This window comes from Streptomyces sp. IMTB 2501 (assembly GCF_001953885.1).
Classification (GTDB): domain Bacteria; phylum Actinomycetota; class Actinomycetes; order Streptomycetales; family Streptomycetaceae; genus Streptomyces.
The window spans coordinates 34,544-52,648 of record NZ_MQUS01000007.1; the positions used below are offsets into that span (position 1 = coordinate 34,544).

An 18,105-nucleotide genomic window follows, 5' to 3' on the forward strand; every position below is an offset into this window, starting at 1 on the left:
TCGGACACCCCGGGACGCGCGGCGAACACGTGGAGCCGCGACGGCACTACGGCACGAGGCGGCGCACGACGGCGCACGGGGACCGGGGGCGGGGCGGGCGACGGCACACCGCGGGGGCGGTGTGCCTCAGGAACGCGCGGGCTGGAAAGGGACGTCAGCCCCGGCGGGCACGGCCCGGCGCGGTACACAGTGCGCTGTTGACGCGGAGCAGATCGACGGCGCGGTCGGCGACGAGGAGCCCGGCGTACGGCCGTACGCAGCCGTGCGGGCGGCTCGCGGCCGTCCTCGAAGCTGCGTACATGGCGTCACCTGTCACTGTTCCGGCCCAGCGGGGCCCTCGCGCTTACCGAAAACGTCATTCCGGTCCGGTCGTCACCTGGGGCACCCCACCGCGATGCGAGGGTTGCCGGTCAGCGAGCCAGGGCTTGTCGCTGACGCTCATGACCGTTCTGAGCCGCAAGTAAGGCAGTCGTCCGTTCGAATGTCAACGGCCGTCCACGCAGCGGACGTCACGCGCCCGCCCTCACCTGCGGGAAGCGTCCTCGGCATCCGCGGCGAGACCCGCCCAGTCCAGGATCTGGACGGCGGCTCCGGCGGCTTCCAGGCCCTGGCAACGGCCGTGGTGACGGCGGGAGATGCCGTCGAGGTCGAGAGGGCGGCCGAACGCGGGGTGCGCGGCCAGCCGGCGGGCGTAGGCCCACAGGGCGCGGTGACCGGCGATGCGGTGCACGGCGGAGGCGTCGAGGTGGTGGCGGTGGACGGTGTCCAACTGCACCAGCGTTACCCACAGTTCGACGTCGGCGGCGGTGAGCCGGTCGTCGGCCAGGTACTCCTCTCCGGCCAGCCGGCTCTCCAGCCGGCCCAGGGTGTCGAGGAGCACGTCGAGGGCGGCAGCCCGCTCGGCCGGGCCGGCGCCGGCCTGTCCGGCGCGCTGCGCGGCCTCCTCGATCCCCTCGGCACACATCCGCTCGACAGCCTCGATCACGGACTCCAGGCCGCACGGGTACAGCGAGACATGGCCCTCGCGCGGGAAGCGGTCGAGGTCGCGCAGGATGTCGGGGGCGTGGGCGCTGACGATACGGCCGGACCAGTCGTCGCTGAGCACGGGCGCGAGGGCCGGGCCGGTGAAGTGGTGGGCGCTCGCCTCGTACAGCGGGCGCAGCGCGGAGTGTCCGCCGCCGGGACAGTCCGGGACGGCGGGCAGGAACGTGACCGGACAGGCCGCGTCCAGGCCGAGGAGGCCGTGCCCGACGGCGAGGCGCAGCCCGTCGGGACAGGCGGTCGACAGATGGAGCCGGTAGCGGTGCGCCACGGCGTAGTGGCCGCTGCGCGCGTCCTGGCCGATCCGGCCCCGGAAGACGGGGGCGGCCCGGTGGACGGACGGAACGGCGGCGAGCGGAGTGATGGACATGCGTCTCCCCGGGTGGTGGGCGTGCGGAGGTATGCGCCGACGGGCGGCGTCGGCCGACGGGCGCCGGGCGCCCGGCTCAGTGGTGAAGGCTGATCGCGCTGCAGACGCGCAGCAGATCGATGTGCCGGCGGGAGGTGAGCAGGGGCGCGCGGAACGGCATACGGCTCCCTCGGCCGCCGACCGTTTCGAGGCGCGTCATCATTCCCTACCTGTTCACTAGGATTCCCACTCCGGAGTGTCGGTCGGGGCTCCTTGCGACGTCAAGAGGGCGTCCACGCTCAGGACTCCGGGGGCACAGCCGGCCCGAGGGGTGCGGAGCCGCATCGAAATGAAGCCGCTGTATCGAAACGAAGCCGCCGAGGCCTCCTCAAAATCTGCGCCATGTGACATATTACTGCTGTGGCGAAGCGAATGACCTGCGACGTCGTGGTCGTAGGAGCCGGAATGGTGGGCGCGGCCTGCGCTTTGTACGCCGCACGGGCCGGGCTCGATGTGCGGGTGGTGGACCGCGGCCCGGTGGCCGGCGGTACCACCGGTGCGGGCGAGGGCAACCTGCTCGTGTCCGACAAGGAACCGGGCCCCGAACTCGACCTCGCCCTGCTGTCGGCCCGGTTGTGGTCGCGCCTGGGCGACGAGTTGGGTACGGCCGTCGAGTTCGAGCCCAAGGGCGGCCTGGTGGTCGCCTCCACCCCCGAGAGCCTCACCGCACTGCACACCTTCGCCGCCGCCCAGCGGACCGCCGGAGTCGAGGCCGAACCGGTGGCGGCGGACCAACTGCCCGCCCTGGAGCCCCACTTGTCCACCGGCATGGCCGGCGGAGTGCACTATCCGCAGGACGCCCAGGTCATGCCCGCCCTCGCCGCCGCCCACCTGCTCCGCGCCTGCGAGGCCCGCCTGCACACCGGCTGGACCGTGACCGGCGTACTGCGCACGGCGGACGGCGCGGTCGCCGGTGTCCGCACCGACCGGGGCGACCTGCACGCACCGGCGGTGGTGAACGCGGCCGGCACCTGGGGCGGCGACCTCGCGGCGCTCGCCGGCGTCCGGCTGCCGGTACTCCCGCGACGCGGCTTCGTCCTGGTCACCGAGCCACTGCCGCGTATGGTCCGGCACAAGGTGTACGCCGCTGACTATGTGGCCGATGTCGCGAGCGACTCGGCCGCCCTGCGCACTTCGCCGGTGGTGGAGGGCACGGCCGCCGGGCCGGTACTGATCGGCGCGAGCCGGGAGCGGGTCGGCTTCGACCGCTCGCTCTCGCTCCCGGCGGTACGGGCGCTCGCGGCCGGGGCGATCGGGCTGTTCCCCTTCCTGGAGCGAGTGCGGGCGCTGCGGACCTACGCGGGTTTCCGGCCGTACCTGCCCGACCATCTGCCGGCGATCGGCCCGGACCCGCGCGCGCCGGGGCTGTTCCACGCCTGTGGCCACGAGGGCGCCGGCATCGGACTGGCCACCGGTACCGGGCAGTTGATCGCGCAGACGCTCACCGGGAAGTCACCGGAGCTGGAACTCACCCCGTTCCGGCCGGAGCGGTTCGACACCGACGGAGGCGACACGCCATGAATCCCCTGGAGTTGACCCAAGCAGGGCCGGGCGAGGCCTTCACCGTCACCTTCGACGGCCGGCCCCTCACGGCCCTGTCCGGGCAGACCGTCGCGGCGGCGCTGTGGGCGGCGGGCGTGACGGCCTGGCGGAGCACCCGGGGCGACGGCAGGCCCCGCGGGGTGTTCTGCGGGATCGGGGTGTGCTTCGACTGCCTGGTGACCGTCAACGGGCGGGCGAACCAACGGGCTTGCCTGGTGCCGCTCCATCCGGGCGATGTGATCCGCACACAGGAGGGGACGGGCCGGGACGATGACTGAGCGAGCGCATCTGGCTGTCGTCGGAGCGGGCCCGGCGGGACTCGCCGGCGCACTGGCGGCGGCCGCCCGGGGGGTCCGGGTCACCCTCGTCGACGCGGCGGACCAGGCGGGCGGCCAGTTCTACCGGCAGCCCGCCCGAGCCCTCGGCGCCCGTCGCCCCGAGGCCCTGCACCACCAGTGGCGCACCTGGGAGCGGCTGCGGCACGGCCTCGACCGGCACATCAGCGCCGGGCGCGTCACTCACCTGACGGACCATCACGTGTGGTGCGTGCGACCGGGATCCACCTCCTTCGCGGTGCACGCCCTGCGGGGCCCCGCACAGGAGCAGGGGGTCACCGTCCGCGCCGACGCCGTACTGCTGGCCACCGGCGGCTACGAACGTGTGCTGCCCTTTCCGGGCTGGACGCTCCCCGGTGTCGTCACCGCGGGCGGCGCGCAGGCCATGCTCAAGGGCGGCCTGGTGCTGCCCGGCCGTAGGGTCGTGGTGGCCGGCACCGGACCGCTGCTGCTGCCGGTGGCCACGGGGCTCGCCGCGGCCGGGGCGCGGGTGGTCGCGCTGGCCGAGTCCGCCGACCCCAGGGCCCTGCTGCGCCGCGCCCCGGCCCTCGCCGCACAACCCGGCAAACTCGCCGAAGGGGCCTGGTACGCGGGGCAGTTGGTGCGCCACAAGGTCCGCACGCTGCCCCGGCACATCGTCGTGGAGGCGCACGGCACCGAGCGGCTGGAGGCGGTCACCCTCGCCGCCGTGGACAGGACCGGGCGGATCAGGCCCGGCAGCGCACGCCGTATCCCCTGTGACACCCTCGCCGTCGGACACGGCATGCTGCCGCACACCGACCTCGCCGAGACGCTCGGCTGCGCACTGTCCGAGGCGGACGGCACGGCCGTACGGGTCGACGACGAGCAGCGCACCGACGTGCCCGGGGTCTGGGCGGCCGGCGAGACCACCGGCATCGGCGGCGCGGCCCTCGCCCTCGCCGAGGGACACATCGCGGGCCGCTCGATCGCCACCCGCCTGTACGGCACCGCCCCCGACCCGCGCTCCTGGGCGGCGGCCGCCCGGGCCAGGACCCGGCTGCGGACGTTCTTCACGGCGCTCGAAGCGGCGTACGCGCCGCCCGCGGGCTGGGCGGAACGGCTCACGGACGACACGGTGGTGTGCCGGTGCGAGGAGGTCACGGCCGGCGCGGTCCGTACCGCCACGGGCTCGCTCGGCGCGGGCGATCTGCGCACCGTGAAGCTGCTCACTCGGGCCGGGATGGGCTGGTGCCAGGGCCGGATGTGCGCACCGGCGGTGGCCGGTCTGACCGGATGCCCGCTCACCGCGGGACGCCGCCCGTTCGCCCGGCCGGTACCGCTCGGCGTTCTGGCCGGTCTGCCGGACGACTGACTGCCCGGACCGAGACGACCGGCACAAGCCACTGCATTCGAGCACTCAGTAACTCGCCAACTCAGTACCATGTCACACGTCATTCGATTGGGGACCACAGATGACCCATCCGCAGAACCGTCCCTGGCGCGGTGTCCTCGTCGCCACCGCGCTCCCGCTCCGCGACGACCTGTCGATCGACTACGACCGCTACGCCGAGCACTGCTCCTGGCTGGTGGCCAACGGCTGTGACGGCGTCGTACCCAACGGCTCGCTCGGCGAGTACCAGGTGCTCACGCCCGAGGAGCGCGCCCGGGTGGTGCAGACGGCCGTCGCGGCGATCGGCGGCGAGCGGGTGATGCCGGGCGTCGCCGCGTACGGCTCGGCGGAGGCCCGGCGCTGGGCCGAGCAGGCGGGCGAGGCGGGCTGCGCGTCGGTGATGCTGCTGCCGCCCAACGCCTACCGCGCCGACGAGCGTTCCGTCCTCGCCCACTACGCCGAGGTCGCCCGCGCGGGGCTGCCGGTGGTGGCGTACAACAACCCGATCGACACCAAGGTCGACCTGGTGCCCGAACTCCTCGCCCGGCTGCACGGCGAGGGGCACATCCATGGCGTCAAGGAGTTCTCCGGCGACGTCCGCCGCGCCTATCGCATCGCCGAACTCGCCCCGGAACTGGATCTGTTGATCGGCGCCGACGACGTCCTGCTGGAGCTGGCGGTGGCGGGCGCCAAGGGCTGGGTGGCCGGTTACCCGAACGCGCTGCCGCGGGCCTCGGTGGAGCTGTACCGTGCCGCGGCGACCGGCGACCTCACCACCGCACTCCCCCTGTACCGGCAGCTGCACCCGCTGCTGCGCTGGGACTCGAAGGTGGAGTTCGTGCAGGCCATCAAGGTGTCCATGGACATCGTCGGCCGGTACGGCGGCCCGGTGCGCCCACCCCGCGTGCCACTGCTGCCCGAACAGGAGGCCCAGGTCCGGGCCGCCACCGAGAAGGCCGCCGCCGCGGGCCTCGCCTAGGCCGGCACAAGGGAGTCGGATCATGCGCAGCAAGCTCGTCCTGCACGCCGTCGACTCGCACACCGAGGGCATGCCGACCCGGGTGATCACCGGCGGGATCGGCACCGTACCGGGTGCGACGATGAACGAACGGCGGCTGTACTTCCGTGAACACCGCGACAGCATCAGGCAGTTGCTGATGAACGAGCCGCGCGGCCACTCCGCGATGAGCGGCGCGATCCTCCAGCCGCCGAGCCGCCCCGACTGCGACTGGGGCGTTCTCTACATCGAGGTCTCCGGCTATCTGCCGATGTGCGGGCACGGCACCATCGGGGTCGCCACCGTGCTGGTGGAGACGGGAATGGTGGAGGTCGTGGAGCCCGTGACCACGATCCGGCTCGACACCCCGGCGGGGCTGGTGGTGGCCGAGGTGGCGGTGGAGAACGGGGCCGCGCGGAATGTGACCCTGAGGAACGTGCCGTCGTTCGCCGTCGCCCTGGACCGCAAGATCGCCCTGCCCGACGGCCGTACGGTCACCTACGACCTCGCCTACGGCGGCAACTTCTACGCGATCCTGCCGCTCGACGCCTTCGGGCTGCCCTTCGACCGCGCCCGCAAGGACGACATCCTGGCGGCCGGCCTGTCCCTGATGGCGGCGATCAACGCCGAGGCGGAACCGGTGCACCCCGAGGACCCGTCCATCCGCGGCTGCCATCACGTCCACCTCTACGCGCCCGGCGCCACGGCACGCCACTCGCGGCACGCCATGGCCATCCACCCGGGCTGGTTCGACCGCTCCCCGTGCGGCACGGGCACGAGCGCGCGCATGGCACAACTGCACGCGCGGGGCGAACTGCCGTTGCACACCGAGTTCGTGAACGAGTCCTTCATCGGGACCCGGTTCACCGGACGCCTGCTCGATACGACGGAGGTCGCGGGTGTCCCCGCGGTGCTGCCCAGTTTCACCGGGCGCGCGTGGATCACCGGCACCGCGCAGTACCTCCTCGACCCCACCGATCCCTTCCCGGAAGGATTCGTCCTCTAGACTCGCGCCGGTGATGCGTGACATGGCACAGGAACAGAACAGGCCGGACTCGGACCTGCCCGCACTCCCCCGGCTGGGCGGACGGCGCAGCAGCTACCGCGAGCGGGTCGCGGACGCGCTGCGCGCCGCGCTGATCGCGGGCGAACTGCGGCCGGGCGAGGTCTACTCGGCGCCCTCGCTCGCCTCCCGCTTCGGCGTCTCGGCGACGCCGGTGCGGGAGGCGATGCTGGATCTGGCCAAGGAGGGCCTGGTCGACACCGTGCCGAACAAGGGCTTCCGGGTCACCGCGGTCTCCGACCAGCAGCTGGACGAGTACACGCACATCCGCGCGCTCATCGAGATCCCCACCGTGGCCGCCCTGGCCCGTACCGCCGACCGCGTCTCGCTGGAGGCGCTGCGCCCGGCGGCCCGCGAGATCGTCAGCGCGGCGGCCGCGGGCGACCTGATCGCCTACGTCGAGGCCGACACCCGCTTCCACCTCGGACTGCTCGCCCTGGCGGGCAACGCCCACCTGGTCGAGGTGGTGGCCGACCTGCGCGGCCGCTCCCGCCTCTACGGCCTGACAGCCCTGGTGCAGGCCGGCCGCCTGCTCGCCTCGGCCGAGGAGCACCTGGAGCTCCTCGACGCCCTTCTGGAACAGGACGAGAAGGCCGTGCACGCGATCATGACCCGGCATCTGGGACATGTACGCAGCCTGTGGGCGGAGGGAACGGAACGCGGCTGACGAACATCTCGCGGTGTGGACGTCGTTTCAGTGAACTTTTTTCACGATCAGCCGGGCTGGACGACACAAGAACCGGCGATTTTGCGGCGGGCAGGGGCTTACCTGAACATGACGGGGTCCCGGCGATCCTGGGACGTCTGTTCGATGAGAGGCACCCCCATGCACGTCACCGGAACCGCCCCCCAGCCGGCTCCGGCCCCCTCCGAGGACCGCACCGTCGCCCTCGGAGACCCTCGCGACGCCACGGGCGTCGAGGACACCCACGGCTCCGGCAGCAAACACGCCCGTCGCTTCGGGCTGCCGGTCGCGACCGCGCTGGTCATGGGCAACATCATCGGTGGCGGCATCTTCCTGCTGCCCGCCTCCATCGCCCCCTACGGCACGGTCAGCCTGGTCGCCTTCGGTGTCCTGACCGTCGGCGCCGTCGCGCTCGCCCTGGTCTTCGGCCGGCTCGCCGCGCGCGACCCCCGTACCGGCGGCCCGTACGTCTACGCCCGCGAGGCCTTCGGCGACTTCGCCGGGTTCCTCGCCGCATGGGCGTACTGGATCACCACCTGGGTGTCGAACGCGGCGCTCGCCGTCGCCGCCGTCGGCTATCTGGACGTGCTGATCCCGGTCAACGACCACAAGTGGACCGCGTGCCTGGCCGCCCTGGCCCTGCAGTGGCTGCCCGCTCTCGCCAACTTCGCCGGCACCCGGTACGTGGGCGCCGTCCAGCTGGTGTCGACGGTGCTGAAGTTCGTGCCGCTGCTGCTTGTCGCGGTGGGCGGGCTGTTCTTCTTCGATCCGTCCCGGCTCGGGCCGTTCAACGCCAGTGGGCACAGCGCCGTCGGTGCGGTGTCCGCCGCCGCCGCGCTGCTGCTCTTCTCCTACCTCGGGGTGGAGTCCGCCGCCGTGAGCGCCGGCGAGGTCAGGAACGCCCGCCGCAACGTGGGGCGCGCCACCGTCATCGGCACCTCGGGTGCCGCGCTGGTCTATCTGCTGGGCACGCTCTCGGTGTTCGGGACGGTCGCGCACGACCGGCTGGTGACCTCCACGGCCCCCTTCTCCGACGCCGTGAACGCGATGTTCGGCGGCAGTTGGGGCGGTACGGCGGTGGCGCTGGCGGCGCTGGTGTCGATGACCGGGTGCCTCAACGGCTGGACGCTGCTGAGCGCCCAGACCCCGTACGCGGCGGCCAAGGACGGCCTGTTCCCTGCCGCGTTCGGGCGCCGGCGCCGGGGTGTGCCGACGGTCGGCGTCGCCGTCACGGTGGTCCTCTCCTCCCTCCTGACCGCGTACAACTACCTGTCGGGCTCGGGGAAGGTCTTCGAGGTCCTGGTCCTCGTCACCACGTTCACCGCGACCGTGCCGTATCTGCTGGCGGCGGCCGCCCAGATCTTCCACCTGGTCTCCGGCCGACGCGAGTCGGTGGACCGCGCCCGACTGGTGCGGGACTCGGTGATCACCGCGATCGCGGCCGCCTTCTCCCTCTGGCTGATGGCCGGCGCCGGCTATGCGGCGGTGTACCAGGGCGTGCTGTTCCTCTTCGCCGGGGTCATCGTCTACGCGGTACTGGCAGCGCGCCGACAGCGACGCGAGGCCTAGGGCCTCCGAGGGCGCGGTACCGCGGGCCACGCTCTGACGCGTCGGTCTCCTCCTCCGATGTCACAATCGAAGGCAAGGCGGCCCCGGAGACCGGACCACCGGCGCGGCTGCCGAGACGGCACCCCGGCGTGTCAGGAGGTCGGCATGTACCGCTCACGTGCCGAGACCGAACGGCCGGCCACCAGGCGCGCCTGATGACCGCGGAGAGGATGGGGCGACAGCCGAGGCGGGCACACGCCCCCGACCTGCATGTGCGGCTGCGGTCCGAGCTGGGCCGGATCGACGACCAGCTGCGTTCCCTGCTGTCCGCCATGGACCGGCTGCAGGGCCTGCTGGACGCGGTGGTGGCCATCAGCCGTGAGGTGGAGTTGCCCGCGGTGCTGCGCCGTATCGTCACCACCGCCATGGACCTGGTGGGCGCCCGCTACGGGGCACTGGGCGTGCTCGACGCGTCCGGAGAGCGCTTGGAACAGTTCATCCCGGCCGGTCTGTCGGAGCAGGAACGCGCCGGTCTCGCCGAGGCCGGCCTGCCCCGTGGTCTGGGCGTCCTCAGCCATCTGATCCGCTACCCCGAACCCCTGCGGATCGACGACATCACGGCCCATCCGTCCTCCGCCGGGTTCCCGCCCGGTCACCCGCACATGCGCACCCTGCTCGGCGTCGCCATCAGCGTGCGGGGCGAGATCTACGGCGACCTCTATCTGGCCGAACGGCGCGACGGCCAGCCCTTCGACGTCCACGACGAGAACGTCGTCGTCGCCCTGGCCGGCGCCGCGGGCATCGCGATCGAGAACGTCCGCCTGTTCGAACGGATCCGGGTGGGAGCCGAGCAGTTCCAGCGGCTGCTGCTGCCCACCCTGCCCGACCTGCGGCCCTTCACCGCCGCCGCCATCTACCGGCCCGCGGCCGAGCCGAGTCAGCTCGGCGGGGACTGGTACGACGCCATCCTGCTGCCCGACAACGCCGTGGCGGTCGTCATCGGCGACGTGGTCGGCCACGATCTGCAGGCCGCGGCCGCCATGGCCTCCACCCGCAACATGCTGCGCGCCCTGCTGTTCGACCACACCGGTCCGCCCGGCGCGATCCTCGCCCAGCTCGACCATGCCCTGGAAGCCATCACGAGCAATCCCGTCACGACCACCACTCTGGCCCGCATCGAACCGGAGGGATCCGGCTGGCGGCTGCGCTGGAGCACCGCGGGCCACGTCCCGCCCCTGGTCGTCACCCTCGATCGCCGGGTGCGCTATCTGCTCGCCGAGCCCGGGCTGCCGCTCGGCGTCGATCCCGAGCAGGCCCGGCCCGACCACTCCCGTTTCCTGCCGCCGGGCGCGACCGTGGTGTTCTTCACCGACGGGCTGGTCGAGCATCCTGACCGCTCCATCGACGAGAGCCTGAGCCAGCTCGCCGGACTCGCCGTGGAAAATGCCGCTCTGCCCCTGCCGGAGTTCGTGCAGGCACTGGCCGATCACCACCCCAGCGACGGTCACGACGACATGGCCATTCTCGCCCTGCGCACCCCGCGGGCCTGACCGCTCGGCGGTGCCGTGGAGGATCCGCGGGATCGGACGGATGATGGGCCTCGGGGCGATATCGACCGATATCGACACGGAGGTCGCCCGATGGATCGCGCGCGGCAGGAACGGCTTCGGCGCAGTGGCGCGGCCGCCCTGGAGATCTGTGTCATCGCCGCGCTGTACGTCGGCTCGGCCAAGGCGGGACTGCTCCAGCAGCTGGTGCGCGGCCAGGTCACCCCGCTGTGGCCGCCGAGCGGTATCGCGGTGGCGAGCCTGCTGCTGCGCGGTCGGCGGGTCTGGCCCGGTATCGCACTCGGCGCCTTTCTGACCAACGTCACGCTGGGCCCGTCGCTGCCGGCCGTGCTCGCGATCACGGCGGGAAACACCCTCGCGCCGCTCTGCTCGTACGCCCTGCTCCGCCGTGCGGGCTTCCACAACGAGCTGAACCGTCTGTGGGACGCGCTCGCGCTGATCTTTCTCGGGGCGTTCACCGGGATGCTGGTCAGCGCGACGACGGGCAGCGGGACCCTGATGTTCGCCGGTGTGCTGCACCCCGGCGGCTTCTGGCCGACGTGGTGGGTCTGGTGGACCGGTGACGCGATGGGGGTTCTGGTGGTCACGCCGGTCCTGCTCGTCCTCCACTCGGTGCGCCGGCCGAAGGACGTGCCGCCGTGGCGGTGGGCGGAGGGGCTGCTGCTCGTGGCAGCCACGGTCGGCGTAGGCCTCGTCGAGGCCGGCAGCACGCCGCTCCTGTTCCTCGGCTACCCGTTGCTGATCTGGGCCGCCTTCCGCTTCCAGCTGGCCGGTGCCGCGCCCTGCGCCCTTGCCGTGTCGACCTATGCGATCATCTCCGCCACCCGGCGAGCGGGCCCGTTCGCCGGTCGCGACCTGCTCACCAACATGATCACCCTGCAGGCGTTCAACGGCTCCGCCGCGCTGACGGCGCTGATGCTCGCCGCCGTCATCAGCGAGCGGAACCAGACCCAGCGGGAGATCGTACGAGCCTGCGGGCAACTCGCCGGGATGGCAGCCAAGATCGCCACGAGCAGCCACAGCCCGAAATCGCCCAACAGGGAGGCCGAGAAGCTCCCCGACGATGCAGTCGAGAAGCTCCCCGATGGTGAAGACGAGAAGCTCCTGGACGGTGAGGACGAGAAGACAGAGCCCCGAAGACAACGGCAACGGCCGTCTCCTCGTCCGTGAGCACCCTGCGTGCCCCACGGCCTCGCCGAAGCGCAGCCGCAGTACGTGTCGGCGTCACAGTGTGGCACGCAGGTGGCTGACGGTGACGAAGTGGTAGCCCCTCGCGGTGAGGGTGCGCAGGATCCCGGGGACGGCCTCGACCGAAGTGGCGTGGATGTCGTGCATGAGGACGACGGCGTTGGGACGGACCTTGCCGATGACCGTCTGGGCGACCTTGGCGGCGTCCCGGCACCTCCAGTCCTCGCTGTCCACGTTCCACAGCACCGGTGACATGGTCGTTGCGCTTCTGACGGTCTGGTTGACGGCACCGTAGGGCGGACGGAAGACGGCGGGGAGCTCGCCGGTGGCGGCCTTGATGGCGGCATTGGTCCGGTCGAGCTGACTGGCGACCTGCTCCGGGGAGAGCCGCGTGAGGTCGGGGTGGTTCCAGGAGTGGTTGCCGATCTCGTGGCCGGCCTTCGCCTCGGCGCGGACGAGATCGGGATGGGCGGAGACGTTCTGGCCGACGGTGAAGAAGGTGACGCGTGCCTTGTACCGGGCGAGGCCGGTCAGCAGGTTCGCGGTCTCGGGGACGACGGGCCCGTCATCGAAGGTCAAGGCGATGCACTTGACCTTCCTGCAGTCGGTGTCGTCGTCGCCGGAGGCGGTGTGGGTGGGGACGACCGGGACGGGGACGTGGGCCGCGCCCAGGTCGAGCGGACGGCCGGGGCTCACGGTCTGCCGCTGGGCGCGCTGCCCGAACGCGGACAGCCACGGGGTGATCATCTCCCTGGACAGGGTCACCACGTAGGAGCCGGCGGCGGGGGTGCCCACCTCGCCGCTGTCGAACTCCACACGCAGTCCGCCGTCCGCGGTGAAGGCCATGTCGTCCAGGACGGTCGTGCGCTCTCGGGGGCCGGCGAAGGCGTCGTGCAGGGCGGTGGCGTCCACGCCCTCCCGGCCCTGGAGCCGGTCCTTCAGGGCGGCGACGAAGTCGTCCCGCGAGCCGTCGGCCACGAGTCCGAGAGCCGTGCGGTACGCGCCGGCCTTGCCGTCGTACCAGTACGTCCTGGTCGACAGACCGGACCCGGCCGCCTCGTGGTCCTGCGTGGTGAGCCGGACGCCGAGGACGTCACCGGACGCGACCAGGAACTGGTGGCTGATATTGAGGTCGCGCCCCTCCGCGCCGCCCGCGCCGGCCGTGCAGGCCCCTGAACGGAAGGAGGCGAGGCGCTCCTGCACGTCCTTCTTCATCGCGGCCGTCATCGCCCGCGCGCCGGGCACGTCCGGGTAGCTGGTCGCGAAGGGGCAGGACTTGTGCTCGCTGTTGTCGTTGACGATGTTCAGGCCCTTGATCGTCGACGGGTCGACCGTCTCGGCCGCGGAGGACGTGGAGTCGGGCCGCGCGTCGGCGGACGCCGTGCCCGAGGACTCGGGCACCCCGGACGAGCAGCCCGCGGTGAGAGCGAGCGAGCCGAGCAGCAGGAGCGTGGGAAACAGGGTGTGAGAGCGCATGAACCAGAACCTGGGGAGAGGAGCCTGCCGCGCGTCCGGGATCGGACGCCGGCCGACCGCCGCCCACGAGGGACGCCGCGGCCGTTCTGGTCCCTGATCGTTCTGGTCGTGGGCCTTGTCCATCGCGGCCCGGAGTCACCATGAACAATCCTGTGACCGATTCCGGCGGAACTGTGTCCCATTTTGCTCTGATTCGGTGCATTAACGGGCAGACCCCGCTGGTACGGCGCGTCGGGAACGTGCGCCCGTCACTGCGCTCGGGTGAATCCGCCGCCGACGCGTTCGCAGATGGCGCGGACGGCCGCGTCCGGGGCGACGGGACGGCGCTGGAGTTCCACGTTCGGGCCGGTGACGCAGACGGCGCCCCCGCCTTCGGAGAAGATCCCGGCCCTTGCGAGCGCTCCCGTCACGAGGCGGTGCCGCGCCGGGCGTAGGCGCGTGCGGCGCGGGCGCGGTCACCGCAGCGGGTGGAGCACCAGTGGCGGCGGCCGTAGCGAAGCAGGTAGCGGTTGCAGGGCGTGGAGCCGCAAGCGGTGAGGCGTTCCGCGCCGGGGCCGGTGAGCAGGTCGGCGGCGTCGGCGGCGAGGGTGGCCAGGGCGTGGTCGAGGACCGCGGTGGTGGGGTGGGGGACGGCGCGGTAAGGGCCGGTCCTGTCGTCCCACTGCAACAGCGGGGCCGTCGGGACGCGGGTCATCGCGTCGTTGATGGCCGCGACCGCGGCGGGAAGGGCGGGCAGACCCTCGGCGCGGGACGCGAACAGCGATCTGATCTGTTCACGCAGCGAGCGCAGTTGTGTCGCGCACATCTCCCGCATGCCGGCGTCGACCGGGGCGAGACCACGTTCCGTCAGCCAGTGGTTCGCCTGCGCGGGAGTACCCAGGAGATCGACGGTGAGGCCGCCGGGCAGCGCGATCGCGCTGTTGGCGAGGGCGAGAGACAGGTGCTCCTCCTCGCCCTGTGCGGGTGGCGGGCCGGGCTGTTCGGTCACGGGCTCCTTCATATTCCTCATGGTACGGCTTGCACTCATCCGTGAGAAGCCGCTAGGGTCAACTCACGGTTCAATTACATCTATCCGTGAGGCATGTCATGTTCACTCTCCCCGCAGCGACTGCCCAGTTCCCCGTCCGCGTCTTCGGCGGCCCGACCGCCCTCTTCGAATACGGCGGCCTGCGATTCCTGACCGATCCGACCTTCGACGGCCCCGGTGATTACGGCCGGCCCGGCCGTCCGGTCCTGACCAAGACCGCCCCCTCCGCCACCACCCCCGCCGACCTCGGCCGCATCGACGTGGTCCTGCTCTCGCACGACGAGCACCCCGACAACCTCGACATCTCCGGCAGGGCCCTGCTCGCCGACGTGCCCCTCACCTTGACGACACCCAGCGGCGGCGAGCGTCTGGGCGCGCATCTGGGCGAGAAGGCCAGGGGCCTGGCCGACTGGGAGTCCGTCGAACTGGACCGCCCCGGCGGCGGCACGATCACCGTGACGGGTGTCCCCGCCATCCACGGCCCCGGCCCCCGGGAGGAGGTCGAGCCGTCCACCGGCCAGGTCGTCGGCTTCGTCCTGACCGGCGAAGGCCTGCCCACCGTCTACGTCAGCGGTGACAACGCCTCTCTCGACGCGGTACGGGAGACCGCCGACCGCTTCGCCCCCATCGACACCGCCATCCTCTTCGCCGGCGCTCCCCGCTTCCCCGCCCTCTTCGACAACCAGCTGATCGTCCTGGACAGCGCCCAGGCCGCCGAGGCCGCCCAGCTCCTCGCCGCCCGTCGGGTGGTCCCCGTCCACTACGACAGCTGGGCCCACTTCACCGAAGGCCGGCACGACCTCGTGGCCGCCTTCACCGCCGCCGGCCTGGCAGACCGCCTGGAGCTGGACTGACCGCCCCGGCCCTCGGCGGCAACGGCACCCAACCGGCCCCAAGAATGACCAAAGGGCCGTTTCAGATCACTCTGAAACGGCCCTTGACCTACGACTCCGCAAAGTCGGGACGACAGGATTTGAACCTGCGACCCCTTGACCCCCAGTCAAGTGCGCTACCAAGCTGCGCCACGTCCCGATGCGGTCCCACCCGGGTTGCCCCGCGTGATCACGCAGGTCAACCCTACCGCACCTGTGCGGGTGCCCGTGTCACTCCGCTGGTGGCGGGGGCGGTCGTACGGCCGTGGCGGCGGGCCGGGACCAGGAGGGCGGCGCCGGCCGCGGCCAGGCACAGCAGGGCCAGCAGGGCCCAGCCGTGGGTGTAGCCGGAGGCGTACGGCAGGCCGGAGGGCTGGAGGCGGCCGGTGACCAGGACGCTGGTGAGCGCGGCGCCGATGGAGCCGCCGATGGTGCGGATGTTGGCGTTCATACCGGTCGCGGCGCCGGTCTGCTCGGGCGGGACGCTGCCGACGACGAGGTTGGCCATCGAGGCGAAGGCCAGCCCGATGCCCAGCCCGAACAGCCCGGCGACCACCGCTATCTGCCACTGGGCGTCATGCCAGAAGGTGAGGAATCCGCAGGCCAGCGCGCCGAGTGCGGCACCGGTGGTGAGGAGCGCCTTGGCGCCGACGCGGGGCTCCAGGCGGCCGGAGAGGACACCGGAGAGGAACATCGCCAGCAGCATCGGCAGCATGAGGAGGCCGGAGGCGGTGACGCTCGCGCCGAAGCCGTAACCGGCCGCGGACGGCGTCTGGACGAAGCCGGGCAGGAAGGACCAGATCGCGTACATGCCCGCGCCGAAGAGCAGGGCGGCCGCGTTGGTCGTCCACACCGCGGGCAGCCGCATCACACGCAGATCGATCAGCGGGGTGCGGGAGCGCGCCTCGACCGTCAGCCACAGGGCGAACAGCACGACGGCGGCGGCGAACAGGCCGAGCACCTTCGGCGAGCCCCAGCCCCAGTGCGCGGCCTGGCTCAGCGGCAGCAGCAGGGCCACCAGCCAGGCGGAGAGCAGCCCGGCGCCGTACCAACTGACCTTCCCCTGGGCCCGCTTGGGCGACTCGGGGACGTAGGCCACGGCGATCAGGACCGTGGCGGCGACGATCGCCACGGGGATCCAGAACAGCCAGCGGTAGTCGAGCGCCGAGACGATCGGACCGGCGGCCACCATGCCGACCCCGCCGCCTGCGGCGATCACCGCGGACAGGTTGCTGATGCTGCCGCTGACCTCGGCGGGCGCGAACTCGTCCCGGATGATGCCGAAGGACAGCGGGAAGAGGGCGCCGCCGACGCCCTGGACGACCCGGGCGACGATGAGGACGCCGATGTCCGGGGCGAGCGCGGCGACGAGACAGCCGGCGAGGACGGCGAGCAGGACGGCGACGAGCGTGCGTTTCTTGCCGACGAGGTCGCCGACCCGGCCGAGGATCGGGGTGAAGACCGAGGCGGACAGCAGATAGGCCGTCATCACCCAGGTCGCGGTCGACTGGGAGGTGTGCAGGGCGTGCTGGACGGTCGGCAGGGCCGGCGCGATCAGCGACTGCAGCATGGAGAACACGCCCGCACCGGTCGCGAGGACCGCGAAGGTGAGGCGCTTGGACTTGCGGGGCATGAAGGAGCCTCTCCGAAAGCCAGAGAACGGTGCGCTGGTAAAGTGGAGGTACCCCTCCACTGTAACGGAGGGGCACCTCCGGTTCAAGATGCGGAGGTCACCCTCCGATTCACCGAGCTCTTCCGGGAGGCAGCAGTGACGGCCACGCCGTACCCCGTCGGCGAGATCGTGGCGGCCCGCCGGCCGCACCGCAAGGACGCCGCCCGCAACTACGACGCCCTGATCGCCGCCGCCCGCGAGGCGTTCGCCGAGCATGGCTCCGACGCCTCGCTGGAGGACGTCGCCCGTCGCGCGGGCGTCGGCATCGGCACCCTGTACCGCAACTTCCCCACCCGCCGTGATCTCTTCGAGAGCGTCTACGCCGACGAGGTCAACATCCTGTGCCAGGCCGCCCAGGAGGTCGCGGACCTGGAGCCGTGGGAGGCGCTGACGGCCTGGCTGCACCATTTCGCCGGCTACATGGTCACCAAGCGCGCCGTGCGCGAGGCGCTGAACGACGAGTCGGAGATCTTCCAGACCTGCCGCACCTCGATGTACGCCGCCGGGGGCCCGCTGCTGGAACGCGCGCAGAAGGCGGGGGTGGCGCGGCCGGACATGGACTTCACCGACCTGCTGCGGCTGGTCGCCGGCATCACGGCCACGGTCTTCGACGACGACGCCCAGCGCGACCGGGTGCTGGCGATCGCGCTGGACGGGGTTCGCAGCGCCCGCTGACACCGGTGGCGCGGCGAAGGGCGAGCGGGTGCGGTTCCGTCCCGCCGCCTACTTGATCACCGCGTTCGCCACCACCACGATCACCCCGAGCAGAGCGTCCACCATCCCGATGAGCACCGCGATCGGCCATCGCCGTGCCGACCAGCGTGCGGTGACCAGGCCGAGGCCGAAGAGGATGACGATGTTGAGGGCGAAGGCCGGGTACTCGAGGCCCTTCGCGGGCCACCATTGCCAGCCTGCGCCCGCCAGCACGAGGACCGTGGGCAGCACGGCCGTGACCAGCGGCCACTCGTCGCACAGGGTGCGCAGCACGTCCCAGCGGCGGTGCGGACCGCGTTCGGCGATGTAGTGGGCGTAGCCATGGGCCAGGGCGGAGGCGAACGCGGTCACCAGCAGCCAGGCGGCGTCGTAGCGGCGGCCCGCCGGGGTCACCCGGCCGTACTGGGTGAGCGCCGCCACCATCGAGCTCGCGAGGACGGCGCCGTACACCCCGCCGAACAGGACGGCCTCACGTGTGTCGTGCTGCCGGGGCGGTGCCGTGCCGGCCGCCGGGGAGTCAGCCATGCTCCCCACGATCACCCGGGGCGCGCCGCCGCGCCAGTCCGCACGGACCGACGAAGTGTCCTCCCACCAGCCCCGATGCCCCACACTCTGTC

At 72.2% G+C, this 18,105-nt stretch carries 19 protein-coding genes, 1 tRNA gene and 1 riboswitch; of the genes, 11 read left to right on the forward strand and 9 right to left on the reverse strand.

Annotated features, from left to right (window positions below):
• Nucleotides 1–154: 154 nt before the first annotated feature.
• The 3 genes from AV521_RS49270 to AV521_RS50735 form a co-directional block, all read right to left on the reverse strand.
• Nucleotides 155–301, reverse strand: a complete 147-nt coding sequence (locus AV521_RS49270) for a hypothetical protein (protein ID WP_179023084.1) — start codon at nucleotides 299–301, stop codon at nucleotides 155–157.
• A 33-nt stretch (nucleotides 302–334) separates the two neighbouring features.
• A riboswitch (SAM riboswitch) is annotated at nucleotides 335–446 on the reverse strand.
• A 77-nt stretch (nucleotides 447–523) separates the two neighbouring features.
• Nucleotides 524–1,411, reverse strand: a complete 888-nt coding sequence (locus tag AV521_RS14005) for a glutathione S-transferase C-terminal domain-containing protein (RefSeq protein WP_076088125.1) — start codon at nucleotides 1,409–1,411, stop codon at nucleotides 524–526.
• A 76-nt stretch (nucleotides 1,412–1,487) separates the two neighbouring features.
• Complete coding sequence (locus AV521_RS50735) at nucleotides 1,488–1,610, reverse strand: putative leader peptide (RefSeq protein WP_256725546.1); 123 nt, start codon at nucleotides 1,608–1,610, stop codon at nucleotides 1,488–1,490.
• 200 nt (nucleotides 1,611–1,810) lie between these two features.
• Here AV521_RS50735 and AV521_RS14010 point away from each other — a divergent pair, with 200 nt between their 5' ends.
• The 9 genes from AV521_RS14010 to AV521_RS14050 all read left to right on the forward strand — a co-directional run bounded on the left by AV521_RS14010 (nucleotide 1,811) and on the right by AV521_RS14050 (nucleotide 11,709).
• Entirely contained in the window at nucleotides 1,811–2,971 is a 1,161-nt protein-coding gene (locus tag AV521_RS14010) for an FAD-binding oxidoreductase (RefSeq protein ID WP_076088127.1), read from the forward strand.
• On the forward strand, nucleotides 2,968–3,270 hold the full coding sequence (locus tag AV521_RS14015) for a (2Fe-2S)-binding protein (protein WP_076088129.1): 303 nt from the start codon (nucleotides 2,968–2,970) through the stop codon (nucleotides 3,268–3,270). Before AV521_RS14010 ends, AV521_RS14015 begins: the two co-directional genes overlap by 4 nt.
• Nucleotides 3,263–4,660: an NAD(P)/FAD-dependent oxidoreductase gene (locus AV521_RS14020; protein WP_076088131.1), complete on the forward strand. Its 1,398-nt coding sequence runs from the start codon at nucleotides 3,263–3,265 to the stop codon at nucleotides 4,658–4,660. The genes AV521_RS14015 and AV521_RS14020 overlap by 8 nt, the downstream gene beginning before the upstream one ends.
• A 100-nt stretch (nucleotides 4,661–4,760) precedes the next feature.
• On the forward strand, nucleotides 4,761–5,657 hold the full coding sequence (locus tag AV521_RS14025; protein WP_076088133.1) for a dihydrodipicolinate synthase family protein: 897 nt from the start codon (nucleotides 4,761–4,763) through the stop codon (nucleotides 5,655–5,657).
• Between the two features lie 22 nt (nucleotides 5,658–5,679).
• Entirely contained in the window at nucleotides 5,680–6,681 is a 1,002-nt protein-coding gene (locus tag AV521_RS14030; RefSeq protein WP_076088135.1) for a proline racemase family protein, read from the forward strand.
• Nucleotides 6,682–6,703: 22 nt separating this feature from the next.
• Nucleotides 6,704–7,405 (forward strand): GntR family transcriptional regulator, encoded by a 702-nt coding sequence (locus tag AV521_RS14035; protein WP_076088622.1) that lies wholly within the window; start codon nucleotides 6,704–6,706, stop codon nucleotides 7,403–7,405.
• A gap of 159 nt (nucleotides 7,406–7,564) precedes the next feature.
• Nucleotides 7,565–8,992 (forward strand): amino acid permease, encoded by a 1,428-nt coding sequence (locus tag AV521_RS14040; protein ID WP_076088137.1) that lies wholly within the window; start codon nucleotides 7,565–7,567, stop codon nucleotides 8,990–8,992.
• Nucleotides 8,993–9,186: 194 nt separating this feature from the next.
• Nucleotides 9,187–10,521: a PP2C family protein-serine/threonine phosphatase gene (locus AV521_RS14045; RefSeq protein ID WP_079249246.1), complete on the forward strand. Its 1,335-nt coding sequence runs from the start codon at nucleotides 9,187–9,189 to the stop codon at nucleotides 10,519–10,521.
• Nucleotides 10,522–10,611: 90 nt separating this feature from the next.
• The gene (locus AV521_RS14050) at nucleotides 10,612–11,709 is read left to right on the forward strand and encodes an MASE1 domain-containing protein (protein WP_079249247.1); all 1,098 of its coding nucleotides are present in this window, start codon (nucleotides 10,612–10,614) and stop codon (nucleotides 11,707–11,709) included.
• A gap of 54 nt (nucleotides 11,710–11,763) precedes the next feature.
• On the opposite strand, the gene AV521_RS14055 is transcribed toward AV521_RS14050, so the two are convergent.
• From AV521_RS14055 to AV521_RS14060, 3 genes are all read right to left on the reverse strand, one after another.
• The gene (locus AV521_RS14055; RefSeq protein WP_143658604.1) at nucleotides 11,764–13,203 is read right to left on the reverse strand and encodes a polysaccharide deacetylase family protein; all 1,440 of its coding nucleotides are present in this window, start codon (nucleotides 13,201–13,203) and stop codon (nucleotides 11,764–11,766) included.
• Between the two features lie 248 nt (nucleotides 13,204–13,451).
• A complete protein-coding gene (locus tag AV521_RS49275) occupies nucleotides 13,452–13,613 on the reverse strand; it encodes a hypothetical protein (protein WP_179023086.1) in 162 nt (53 codons plus the stop codon).
• Complete coding sequence (locus AV521_RS14060) at nucleotides 13,610–14,203, reverse strand: ABATE domain-containing protein (RefSeq protein WP_076088142.1); 594 nt, start codon at nucleotides 14,201–14,203, stop codon at nucleotides 13,610–13,612. Before AV521_RS14060 ends, AV521_RS49275 begins: the two co-directional genes overlap by 4 nt.
• An 86-nt stretch (nucleotides 14,204–14,289) precedes the next feature.
• Here AV521_RS14060 and AV521_RS14065 point away from each other — a divergent pair, with 86 nt between their 5' ends.
• Complete coding sequence (locus AV521_RS14065) at nucleotides 14,290–15,084, forward strand: MBL fold metallo-hydrolase (RefSeq protein WP_076088144.1); 795 nt, start codon at nucleotides 14,290–14,292, stop codon at nucleotides 15,082–15,084.
• A gap of 104 nt (nucleotides 15,085–15,188) precedes the next feature.
• Here the strand turns inward: AV521_RS14065 and AV521_RS14070 are convergent.
• Both AV521_RS14070 and AV521_RS14075 read right to left on the reverse strand, forming a co-directional pair.
• Nucleotides 15,189–15,262 (reverse strand) — tRNA-Pro (locus AV521_RS14070).
• A 45-nt stretch (nucleotides 15,263–15,307) separates the two neighbouring features.
• A complete protein-coding gene (locus tag AV521_RS14075; protein WP_076088145.1) occupies nucleotides 15,308–16,735 on the reverse strand; it encodes an MFS transporter in 1,428 nt (475 codons plus the stop codon).
• A gap of 135 nt (nucleotides 16,736–16,870) precedes the next feature.
• Here AV521_RS14075 and AV521_RS14080 point away from each other — a divergent pair, with 135 nt between their 5' ends.
• Nucleotides 16,871–17,449, forward strand: coding sequence for a TetR/AcrR family transcriptional regulator (locus AV521_RS14080; protein WP_076088147.1), 579 nt, complete (start codon nucleotides 16,871–16,873; stop codon nucleotides 17,447–17,449).
• Between the two features lie 48 nt (nucleotides 17,450–17,497).
• Here the strand turns inward: AV521_RS14080 and AV521_RS14085 are convergent, their stop codons facing one another.
• Nucleotides 17,498–18,013, reverse strand: a complete 516-nt coding sequence (locus AV521_RS14085) for a hypothetical protein (protein ID WP_076088149.1) — start codon at nucleotides 18,011–18,013, stop codon at nucleotides 17,498–17,500.
• Between the last annotated feature and the right edge of the window lie 92 nt (nucleotides 18,014–18,105).